Raw genomic sequence first — 9,779 nt, 5'->3', positions numbered from 1 at the left:
TTTTTCTGCAATGCCCGCTGCTGTATTGCCAAAGAAAATTGGCAGGTAAAACAAACCAGACAGACTTAGACCAATCAAAAATGTCAGATAAATCATGAAGGTAATAAAATAGGGTGACTGCATTTGAAAGCCCCAGCCAATGGAATGTCCACCTTGCTTAAGGGCGATCAACAAAAAGGCTAAACTCAAGAAACTGCCGATAACACCAATGCTATACATCGCTCCTTGCAGACGAACATGGCGAAATTCAGACTTATTTTTCTTAGCAATAGTTAAAGCTTTGATCGATAAGATGGGGAAAACACATGGCATAGCATTCAAGATCAAACCACCCAAAAACGCAAGACCTAAAATCGTCAATAAAGTAAACTCGGTGGTTGAAGGCTGATGACCAAGCGTGAGTTTTGGGGCAAATACAACTTGATAATTGTGAATCTTGTGAGACGCTTTATCATTTAGCTGAACCAGCGCCTCGTAATTGGTGGTTTGGACAGCTTTTCCCTTAGCAACAATGATTGTTAAAATGCCCTTATCAAAACTAAAGTTTTGTGTCTCAGCATTATTAATCAACCCATTCTTCACCGGAAAAAGAAGAACTGACTCAATCTCTTTCAGACCTTGATCAGCCAAAGATATTTTAAAATGAACTGATTTATCCTTCACCTGAAATTCACCGAGGGTTGATAGCTTTGTTGGTAGTTCATCTTTTAGTTGATGAATAAGAGGGTGGTGCTCACTGTAATCAGGTTGGCCCTCTTCAGAGCCCACAAGCAATGTAAAGCTGATTTCCGTTGATTCAGGAATACAGATTTCTTCACACACAAGCCAATTAACTTCGGCAGTAAAAGTTTGTAATTGAGTACTGATTTCTTTATTCGGCGTAATTTCTACCAGATGAAAGGACTCATTATTATACCCAAAGTTGATGTGATTCCCAAATGTGAGACGCTGAGGGGGAATCCAGTGAATCGGACTTGTCGTAAAGCCTGTGGGAAGTCTCCACTCAAGGGAAGTAGCAAAACCAGAATCGCCAGGGTTTGTCCAATAGGTATGCCATCCTGGTTTCATGGTGAGTTTCAAGGCGATCCAAAAAGGTTTTCCTGGCTGGATGCGTTTCACATCACTCATCAGCTCAACTGTTGTATTGTCAAGTTTAACAGGATTGGCGGCACCTACGCCCAACAAAAGAGCGAATAACACCAAAATTTTAGACAAGAAATAAGTCATGGATAAAACATCTACCACACCTAAAGAGATCTTATTTTATCATAGAAGATATATTAATTATTTCCTAGCTTTATCCCTATGGAAATTAATTTTTCCCATAGAGTTTGAGGAAAATAGTTGACCTTTAATAGTTAAGATGACAATGCCTTTTTTCAGCTTTTTTGATCAAAGTAATCTTTACTTAAGTATGCATCTTACGCAAATTTACACGAGAGAAAAAGAAATTTTTTGCAAATAAAGTAAGGACATTAAAACATATCCTGCATTATTAGGAAGCTTTAATAGAAGCCAACGAAGTTCTCTTAGCAGAGATCAACTTAAGGAAGATATTATGATTATACAGCAAAAAGTGCCTCTTTCTAAAAAACTAGCTTATACTTACCCCTTAACAGATAAAAATTCTGAAATATACGCTTTAGAGGATGTAATCTGCTTTACCATTACGATTTTTTTAACGAAATGGGCCAATCAATATGCAGAAGGAGTTTCGCCTCAAAGCGACGAACTTCCCTTAAATCAATATACTGTTGCTTGGCTTAGTTCCCTTTTTCACAAAAACAAAGAATATCTAAGATAGAACCATCAATAGTTACTGATAAAGGCACTAACATCAAGATAATGGGAGAAAGTAAATGAAAAAGATTTTTTCATTTTTAACACTTTTAGCGGTCACTTCTGGGAAAGCAGCCAACCGACCCGGAATGACCATAAATAAGTATCTTATTTTAACAACTGCCGTTTTTATTTCTTTATTTTCAAACTTTGGCTATAGCGCAGACTATGATTTTAACCCGGAAACCCAAGTTAACTATCGCTATCAAGCCCCTACAATCCAAGGGAATATCGCTAACTTTGCTGATGAAAAAGTTATTGTGCTTTATCGAGGAGTTCATTTTTTATCAGACAAGTTCACAAGAGAGCAAAGGACGCAGTATATTGCTGCCAATCAGGTAAATGAACCTATGTTTTCTTCAGCTGCTTATGAACTCGCCAATCAGAATTTTGGTGGCAATGACCATGATCTTTTACGCGATCATGGGCAAGCGGTTGCTGCACTCATTCATGGTCTTGATGATCAGGATGCATGTACCATTAAAGGTAGAAATTATAACTCTCCCCGGTATGCATTTCAGGAAATCTATTCTAATAACTGCAAGGGATTTTTTAATCAATTAGCAGAACCCGCAGGAGACTATGAAGAGATTTTTAACCAATTTGACTTTACCAAGAATCCCCTTCTCTCATTTTCTGATCGTGTTAAACATCCAGGAAAGTATGGATTTGGCCTTAAAAATTATGGAGCCAACCAGATTTTATCACCTGAATATGACTTGCAAGGCCGGCCAAAACATCCCATTTTAGGAAAGCTCTATGGAGTGATATTGGATGAAGCAGCCGTAGAGGAATTAAAACCCTTAAACGTTATGAGGGCGCACAATAGATTGGAACTTACGCTTTATAATCATTTTCGCAATGATATCTTAAGTGAGCGAGAAATCTCAATTGCTGGTTTAGTTCCTGAGGACTATGTCGTCTTTGAGATGCCTTTAAGTGTACCCTCTTTCACAGGGCCTTATCCTGCTTATTACCAGCAAAAATATGGATTAACGAAACAACGCTATAACAGCTTACGTGCTATATTCACAAATGCTGCTACCACGCAAGCAACCAGAAACAAGAAAACTGAAGAATTGATGAACGGAATAATTGAAGCCCGCTATCAAGACAACAGTCTAATTTACCAAAATTGTATTTCTCCTTCTATATCAGCTTTATTTGAGAGGGAGTTAGGTATCATTAATGCTAGAATTTCTCAATTAACTCTAACCTACGAGCTGGAATAAGGTAAAACCTTGTGAACACGGGGTAATATGGAGCTGGTGGTGTGGAGTTCTTGATAATCAATAGCGAAGCAGCTTTGTTTTATTATATGTTAGGTAAACCTTTTATGAATGCTGGCAACATACTATCCAAAACAACTTGACGACACCATTTTTTATGTAACGAATAAAATTCATGATTAATATTGATTTTTTTAATTATTTAATTATCGGGAAACCATCCTAACTCTGAAGTTATCAAAAAATCAAATAAACATTTTGAATATTTTCTTGGAGGGAAATTTCTTTGAACGCTTGCCGACAAGTTGCCGACAATTGATTTTTTAGGAGATTAGGAAAAGCTCAAAAAACCAAGGGCTTTGGTGGTGGGCGCTGCAGGATTCGAACCTGCGACCCGCTGATTAATAGTCATTGGTTTTGAAGGATGATGCTGTCTGTTTTGATTTTACTCAATGTTAAGTGCTTTCATAGTGTTTGTCATTTTTTGGGTCTGGCGGGGTAAATCAGGGTCAGAAAAAGAAATCCTCTCTGGTACCCATGTGGTTGATTCAAATATGTTGAGACGGCTTATCCATCGTCAGAAGGAAGCTTCAGATTTTACCCTAGCCAATGTCCCCTTGATCAAAAACAAAGAACTTCAGCATCTTTTAATTATTGGGACAACTGGATCAGGTAAATCCAACTGTATTCATGAACTATTGCAACAAATTCGTAAGAAAAATCAAAGAGCTGTTATCGTTGATGTCACGGGCAGTTTTATTGAAAAATATTATCGACCAGGAATAGATAAAATCCTGAATCCTTTAGATCAACGCTCAGGGAATTGGACTATATGGTCAGACTGTACTGCCCCCTACCACTATGACGCGCTTGCAGCAGCTTTTTTACCATCCAAATATGATGATGATTTCTGGATCAATTCAGCAAGAACCTTATTTGTGACAACTGCACAAAAACTTCAAAACAATAACAACTTGAATACTCAGGAGTTCATGAGTAAGTCAGTCATCGATCCGTTATATGACGTAGTGGATTTCTATGAAGGAACTGCTGCCGCTTCATTTATGAATGAAAAGGCAGATAGAACGGCAGTTAGTGTAAGAGCCACTCTTTCGACTAATATCAAATGTCTGGAATGGCTCAAAGAAACAGAAACGCCGTTTTCTATCCGAAAGTGGGTTAGCCAAGAAGATGATAAAGGTGGTTGGTTGTTTCTGGCATCAGTTCCAGAGATGCGTGAGGCTTTAAAACCACTTTTAACTGCTTGGACAAGTATAGCAACATCGGCTCTTATGAGCCTCAATCCATCCAATGTACGGCGTTTATGGTTTGTGATTGATGAGTTACCTGCTTTAAAGAAACTCCCAGATTTCCATACAATGTTGGCAGAAGCTAGAAAGTACGGAGGTTGTGCTGTTGTTGGAACGCAAGATATGTCCTTACTTGATGATGTATATGGTAACAATCTCGTTAAATCCATAGCCAATTTATGCAGTACAAAAGTTGTCTTCAGAGTATCAGGAGCAGATGTGGCTGAACGAGTCTCTAAATGGCTTGGATCACAAGAGGTTTCTGAATCTGTTGAAAACATTTCCTATGGTGCCCACCAAATGAGAGATGGCGTCTCATTAAATGATCAGCGCAGAGAAAAGGCTGCGATCAACGCAGATAAATTGATGAAGTTACCAGATTTAGAAGGTTACATAAAGTTACCAGGAAATTATCCTGTAGGTCATGTGAAGTTTGAGTATCATAAGCTTCCATCAATTGCGGAACCAATACTAGAGGACCCAGTTGCAACAACTACACTAATGAAGTGAGAACAAAGTTGCCACAAAAGTAGGGTTGTGTTTTGCAGAAGATTGCAGAAGATTGCAGAAGATCTGGAAATCTTAGAAGGGGCCCGTTCTGGAAAAGGGCGAAATGACACTCTAAGGGGTTCATTTAGATATTCTGTGAAATCCAACGATCTTGAAGTCTCGCAAAGACCTTAATCTACCTTTCAAAGAGTTGCTTAAATCGAATTGGTATTTTCCGTAAGGATTGATATGTCCTCGCCTCGCTGGTGATAGATGTTTCAAGTCATTTTCATTAATTTCTCCCCCCCCCCCTGTGTTTAATTGGGTAATCCCCCCCAAGATTTAGATGGTCTCAAATAAGCAAGTTGATAACGAATATGCCCTTTCGATTAAGGAGGAACGACCGCTCCTCCCTAATCATCAAGTTACCTTGATAAGCATTATCTTATAGGATTTTAAACAGACAAGTTGATGACGACGCCGAATTAGTCAGTAAGTATCATTCGTCTAAAGAGATCCTCATCACTAAATTAGTTAGCCTGCCAAAAGAAGAGATGGGGCCTTTAATTGTACTCTGTCAAATAAAGCCACATATAATTACCATTCCATCATAATTTCACGAGAACCTACTTTTTTTCCTGGGAAATAGACTACCTTGTTTATGTGAGCCTTAAGTTCCTGCGCTTTTTCACGGGTAATGCTGTTAAATTCTATAATTAAAGTGGTAAGTTCTGTGGGTTTTAAAAAAGGATCTACACCAATATCGCTTATCTCTTCATTTAAACTCACATCTAAATAAATAAGGTTGGGCATAGAACGGGTTATTATAGCCATTCCTTTATCAGTTATCTTATTTGAATTTAAATTTAGTTTTTTAAGATGAGAGAGCCGTGAAATAGCGAAAAGCCCTTCATCTGTAATTTGATTCACTGGTAAAGATAACTCTCGTATGTGAGAAAGCTCTCCTATCCTTATAATGTCTTTTTCTTCCAAACCGCACCAATGTAGGGATAAGCTTTTTACTCCTTGAAAAAAGTATCGCTTGAAACTAGTAAGCGCTGGTGCCGGTGGGGTCTTCCTTCTACCTTCCCAAAGGCGGTTACTAAAATAATCCTTTCCCATGGTTGTTTAAGTGTTTCTAGCTCTTTTTCTGTCAACTCTCCTCTAAACTTGACTTCTTCCAATTCCGGAGGAGAAGGAACAAGGGGCAGTTTTTCTTTATTAAGCATTGAAGGGCGGAAAATAATATTTTCTTTAACAGCTTGTTTAAAAAAGGGTTGCAGGTTAGGTGCTAAGTTTTCCTTTTCAGCATCAGCGGCATTAACACACAGCGGAAAAAAGAGAAAAAGAGCTAAACATATTACATTCATGGGAAACTATTCTTTCTTATCGTTATTTATTATTTAGTTAAGATTCGTATCCAAGGAAGACCAAGGTTAAATATTACTTAAAATTTCCCTCCATAAGAGGTAAACCCAATGTATCAACTTTACCCTCTGGAGAAAATCTAAAATTCATCTAAAAATTATTTCCCTATATTCACCGTAATTAATTATGAGTAAGCTACATTTAATGCTGTAGTCAGTTGCTTTATTCTTTGAAATTCTGCTGGATAGTTATGAGCATCTTTTAAAAGAAAGTAAAGCATTTCTATTTCCGATATCTCTAATTGTATTTTTTTGAAATCTTCTTTAGTAAACGTTGCTAGTTTCTGGACGAAAGTAATAAATACAAAATTAGTATCGATATGGGAGTGGTCTTATTTTTATGCCGCAGAAAATGCCTCTTGCGTACATATTTTTGAAAAACTACTAGATTTCAGGCATGGTGAAGCATACTCATTTTGGATATTATGTTTTGAGTAGTGTTAATCAGCGCACAATTTAGCCATTACAAAAGCGTCGTAAGTTAATCATAGCGTAGGCAATATATTTCATTCCATAATGGTGAGCGCTGATTCTCTCAAACCGTAATAGAAGTCGCTTGAACTTGTCTTCCCAGGCAAAGATTCTCTCGATCGTGCGAAATCGCTCTTTAAAAATATTGCAATCAAACATGGGCTTGCGTCCACGCTTACTCTTTTTCCTATTCCGCTTGTTGGGATTGATATTGGGTTTCATGCCTGCATTAAAAATCTTCTTACGATTAGCCCTGCAGTCATAAACGCCATCAAGGCTCATGATAGAGCCAACAAGGGTGAAGCCAACGGTTTTTGCGATACGCTTCAAAGGCCCCATGGCTTTTCGGATAAGAGGGGATTCATTCTTGTTACCTGGTGCAAATACCATAGGGGCAATGACATTGCAATTGCGATCACAAAGGGCAACAACCTTGTCGCCTTTCACATGTTTATGACCATTATAGCCTATATTATCGCCCCCTTTTTAGCACAGGTGGTAGAACCGTCTCCATGAATTACTTTTGTGTCTAAAAGATTATGGTTGAATAACTGACTCACTGAACCAATGAAAATGTTTTCAAAACATCCATCCTTAAGCCAGCGTTTGAAAGTACGAAATAGGCGAGTATGGTGAATCTCTGGCTTGCCAAAAGCGTCTTTTTCGATAGGCAGTTCTTCCCATTGACATCCTGTATGCATGAGCTTCAATAGATAATTGAAGAGACGATAAAATGTGAGTTTCGTGCCAGGACCTCTGGATCCTTTAGTTAAATAAGGTAAGACAAATTCATTGAATTCATCCTCCTCTAAAGTGGTCGGAATGCTTTGATATCTCTTGTTTTTAGCCATTCTTACTCAATTTAAATTAGGATGGATTTAAAAAAACAACCTTACAACTTAACTCCTTATAAACAAAGGGTTAAAGACAAATTTAAGCAATATTTAAAACTAGCAATGAGTTGTAGGCTTTTAGAAAAATACCAAATTGAACTGCAATTAATTAAAGATGCCCAAGAAAGGGGATGGCAAAAGGAAATTGATAGACACACAAATGTTGCCCAGCGCGTAAAGCAGATCATTCGAGATCTAGGGGGAGAGTAAAAATAATTACTCCTTCTATAAATAACGAAAAGTGTAAACCTAAAAAAATATTCCTTAATGTAGATTATTATCGTAAAATGCAAATCTAAGAGCATGCTTTTCTCAATGGATAACAAAAATGTTTTATCAATTTATTTATTTATTTCTAAGTTTATCTCTTTTTATTTTTAATGGTTTTTTTTCTGCTTCGGCGCTAGGAAGCGGATGTTATCTTTACAGATTTGAGAAAGATGAAGAATCTGGAAATAATGAACTTTTACTACAGTATACGGATGAAATTCGTAGTACGGATTGTAAATACTATTTAAATTATGATGTAGATAGGGAGCTATGTAATGAAGTGGATGATTATGGAGTCGCAGACAAACACTCAAGACCAAAAGCAGCAAGTCATATTCTAGCTAATGGTTTCGATATTTATCAAAAAGGAAAGTCAGTAGTTAATGAATATGAGCACTTTACCACGAGAACCTTTTCTAATATTGGTAAACAAGACACAAATATAAAGATAGACTGGACGAGCAATAGTTCACCATTAGAAGATGATGAAACAATCATTCGTAAAAAAGGAGGTAGTGGTGATGGTCATTCAGAGCCTCAATTAATTAAAGACATTAATGCCCTATGGAAAACGCAGCAAGATTCAATTTTAAAGCTTTTTATTCCTCGCCGTAATACATTAAAGGATTCTGCTGAGATTAAGGTGATGATGTGTGGTCTTGAGCTTTATGGTAATTATGATGTATGTAATAGTTGTTTAAATAAATTAGTTGAATTTAGGAAACAACATCAACAAGGCCAAACAAGTATTTCTCAAGCCATCCAGGATAGATTGAAAGACAAATGTACAGACATTTCTCAAGATCGTTTTGTAGTGATTTACCATGCTTACAGTTCATATAGCGGCTCTACTTATTATACAAGATATAATGATACAGAGTATAAACTTACACAAAGTCGCTTATGTATATATAATAGAAATAAAGAAAAAGATTTTCGCCACGAAGGTTTCAAACTTACACAAGGTCAACAAGATAATGGCTTATCTGAAGCTATATTGTCGCAATCTGAATTTGTTACCATCAGAAAAGATATAATTTACGGCCATATTCATAGTTTATCTAATAAACAAGCTAAATATGAAAAATCATACTCTCAAATTAGAGAAAATCCTGAACAGTTCGTATTTCGAAGAAAAGAAGAAAGCTCTTAAAATTTTTCTGTGTTATTTTTGCTGGTGCTTTCGATGTGTTTGCTCCGGTCGGATTTTGCTGATAAGTCTAAGTTTATAAAATTTCAGGTAACCTTGATATATTCAGTAAATAAAATTCAAATGCCAAAAAGGCTTTACCAAACTTCGCTATTAAATGCTCTTTATCCTAACCATATATTTAAGATGTATTTTTATTATAAAAATAAGCTTGATTACCAATATAAAACCGGCAGCTACAACTTTAGCGCCGCAGCATTCAAGAAAAACGCTGAAAACCTACTAGTTATTCATGACAAAACAGTAGCTGAACAATATATTGCTAATTGGCAAAACCGGTGGGATCGTAGTCTCAAACCATCCCCAGCAGATTTAATCAAGAGACAACAATGACAGACGACACCTCAAAAACTCTTACCTTAAAGCCTTCTACTCAGCTGCAAGAAAAATTGCAGCAGATAAAAAACTTGTATGATAAGGGCGCCTCACTAAAAGCCCCTAAAAACAAAAACCTCAAGCAAATAAACCGCCTAAAAAACACAAGAAGAGATAGAAAAGAAAAAGCAGCTAAAGCCAAGCAACACGCGCTCATAATAAAGAAAGAACAGCAAGAGGCCAGACAGCAACGGTCTGAGAAGACACAAAATGCGCTTGGCTGGCTGCATGATACCTATCCAAACTGCTTTAATTGGGAAGAACCC

General features: G+C 37.0%; 11 protein-coding genes and 1 pseudogene. 7 read left to right on the top strand and 5 right to left on the bottom strand.

The features are described 5' to 3' along the window. On the bottom strand, positions 1–1,245 hold a 1,245-nt coding region (locus tag IG80_RS0106070), incomplete at its 3' end, for a protein-disulfide reductase DsbD domain-containing protein (protein WP_198027224.1). Between the two features lie 313 nt (positions 1,246–1,558). Here IG80_RS0106070 and IG80_RS0106065 point away from each other — a divergent pair. From IG80_RS0106065 to IG80_RS0106055, 3 genes are all read left to right on the top strand, one after another. Next, complete coding sequence (locus IG80_RS0106065; RefSeq protein WP_032112959.1) at positions 1,559–1,804, top strand: hypothetical protein; 246 nt, start codon at positions 1,559–1,561, stop codon at positions 1,802–1,804. 55 nt (positions 1,805–1,859) lie between these two features. Further along, complete coding sequence (locus IG80_RS0106060) at positions 1,860–3,071, top strand: hypothetical protein (protein WP_032112958.1); 1,212 nt, start codon at positions 1,860–1,862, stop codon at positions 3,069–3,071. A 449-nt stretch (positions 3,072–3,520) separates the two neighbouring features. Further along, on the top strand, positions 3,521–4,888 hold the full coding sequence (locus IG80_RS0106055; RefSeq protein ID WP_052046128.1) for a type IV secretion system DNA-binding domain-containing protein: 1,368 nt from the start codon (positions 3,521–3,523) through the stop codon (positions 4,886–4,888). A 576-nt stretch (positions 4,889–5,464) separates the two neighbouring features. On the opposite strand, the gene IG80_RS0106050 is transcribed toward IG80_RS0106055, so the two are convergent. The 4 genes from IG80_RS0106050 to IG80_RS13940 form a co-directional block, all read right to left on the bottom strand. Further along, complete coding sequence (locus IG80_RS0106050; protein WP_032112957.1) at positions 5,465–5,860, bottom strand: leucine-rich repeat domain-containing protein; 396 nt, start codon at positions 5,858–5,860, stop codon at positions 5,465–5,467. Positions 5,861–5,886: 26 nt separating this feature from the next. Beyond that, positions 5,887–6,237, bottom strand: a complete 351-nt coding sequence (locus IG80_RS15040; protein WP_032112956.1) for a hypothetical protein — start codon at positions 6,235–6,237, stop codon at positions 5,887–5,889. Positions 6,238–6,750: 513 nt separating this feature from the next. Then, the gene (locus IG80_RS15655) at positions 6,751–7,212 is read right to left on the bottom strand and encodes a transposase (protein ID WP_198027222.1); all 462 of its coding nucleotides are present in this window, start codon (positions 7,210–7,212) and stop codon (positions 6,751–6,753) included. Positions 7,213–7,232: 20 nt separating this feature from the next. Continuing rightward, positions 7,233–7,616 carry a transposase gene (locus IG80_RS13940; protein WP_075553163.1) on the bottom strand — a complete coding sequence of 128 codons (384 nt, stop codon included), beginning with the start codon at positions 7,614–7,616 and terminating at the stop codon, positions 7,233–7,235. Positions 7,617–7,637: 21 nt separating this feature from the next. On the opposite strand from IG80_RS13940, the gene IG80_RS0106030 reads away from it, so the two are divergent. The 4 genes and pseudogenes from IG80_RS0106030 to IG80_RS15650 all read left to right on the top strand — a co-directional run. Further along, a complete protein-coding gene (locus IG80_RS0106030) occupies positions 7,638–7,868 on the top strand; it encodes a hypothetical protein (RefSeq protein WP_032112955.1) in 231 nt (76 codons plus the stop codon). A gap of 118 nt (positions 7,869–7,986) precedes the next feature. After that, entirely contained in the window at positions 7,987–9,081 is a 1,095-nt protein-coding gene (locus IG80_RS0106025) for a hypothetical protein (RefSeq protein WP_032112954.1), read from the top strand. A 120-nt stretch (positions 9,082–9,201) separates the two neighbouring features. Then, on the top strand, positions 9,202–9,471 hold the full coding sequence (locus IG80_RS13200) for a phospholipase D-like domain-containing protein (RefSeq protein WP_232224340.1): 270 nt from the start codon (positions 9,202–9,204) through the stop codon (positions 9,469–9,471). Beyond that, positions 9,468–9,779 (top strand): annotated as a pseudogene (locus tag IG80_RS15650) (hypothetical protein); the annotation flags it as partial. The gene IG80_RS13200 and the pseudogene IG80_RS15650, both read left to right, overlap by 4 nt.

Origin of the sequence: Candidatus Paracaedibacter symbiosus, from assembly GCF_000757605.1 — a bacterium.
Taxonomy (GTDB): domain Bacteria; phylum Pseudomonadota; class Alphaproteobacteria; order Paracaedibacterales; family Paracaedibacteraceae; genus Paracaedibacter_A; species Paracaedibacter_A symbiosus.
The sequence above is the reverse complement of the archived record's forward strand: the minus strand, read 5'-3'. Positions and strand labels throughout refer to the sequence as shown.

Coding starts and splice junctions, on each gene's coding strand:
- IG80_RS0106055 (WP_052046128.1), top strand. CDS start 3,521: ATGTTAAGTGCTTTCATAGTGTTTGTCATTTTTTGGGTCTGGCGGGGT.
- IG80_RS0106065 (WP_032112959.1), top strand. CDS start 1,559: ATGATTATACAGCAAAAAGTGCCTCTTTCTAAAAAACTAGCTTATACT.
- IG80_RS15040 (WP_032112956.1), bottom strand. CDS start 6,237: ATGAATGTAATATGTTTAGCTCTTTTTCTCTTTTTTCCGCTGTGTGTT.
- IG80_RS0106025 (WP_032112954.1), top strand. CDS start 7,987: ATGTTTTATCAATTTATTTATTTATTTCTAAGTTTATCTCTTTTTATT.
- IG80_RS13200 (WP_232224340.1), top strand. CDS start 9,202: ATGCCAAAAAGGCTTTACCAAACTTCGCTATTAAATGCTCTTTATCCT.
- IG80_RS0106060 (WP_032112958.1), top strand. CDS start 1,860: ATGAAAAAGATTTTTTCATTTTTAACACTTTTAGCGGTCACTTCTGGG.
- IG80_RS13940 (WP_075553163.1), bottom strand. CDS start 7,616: ATGGCTAAAAACAAGAGATATCAAAGCATTCCGACCACTTTAGAGGAG.
- IG80_RS0106030 (WP_032112955.1), top strand. CDS start 7,638: ATGGATTTAAAAAAACAACCTTACAACTTAACTCCTTATAAACAAAGG.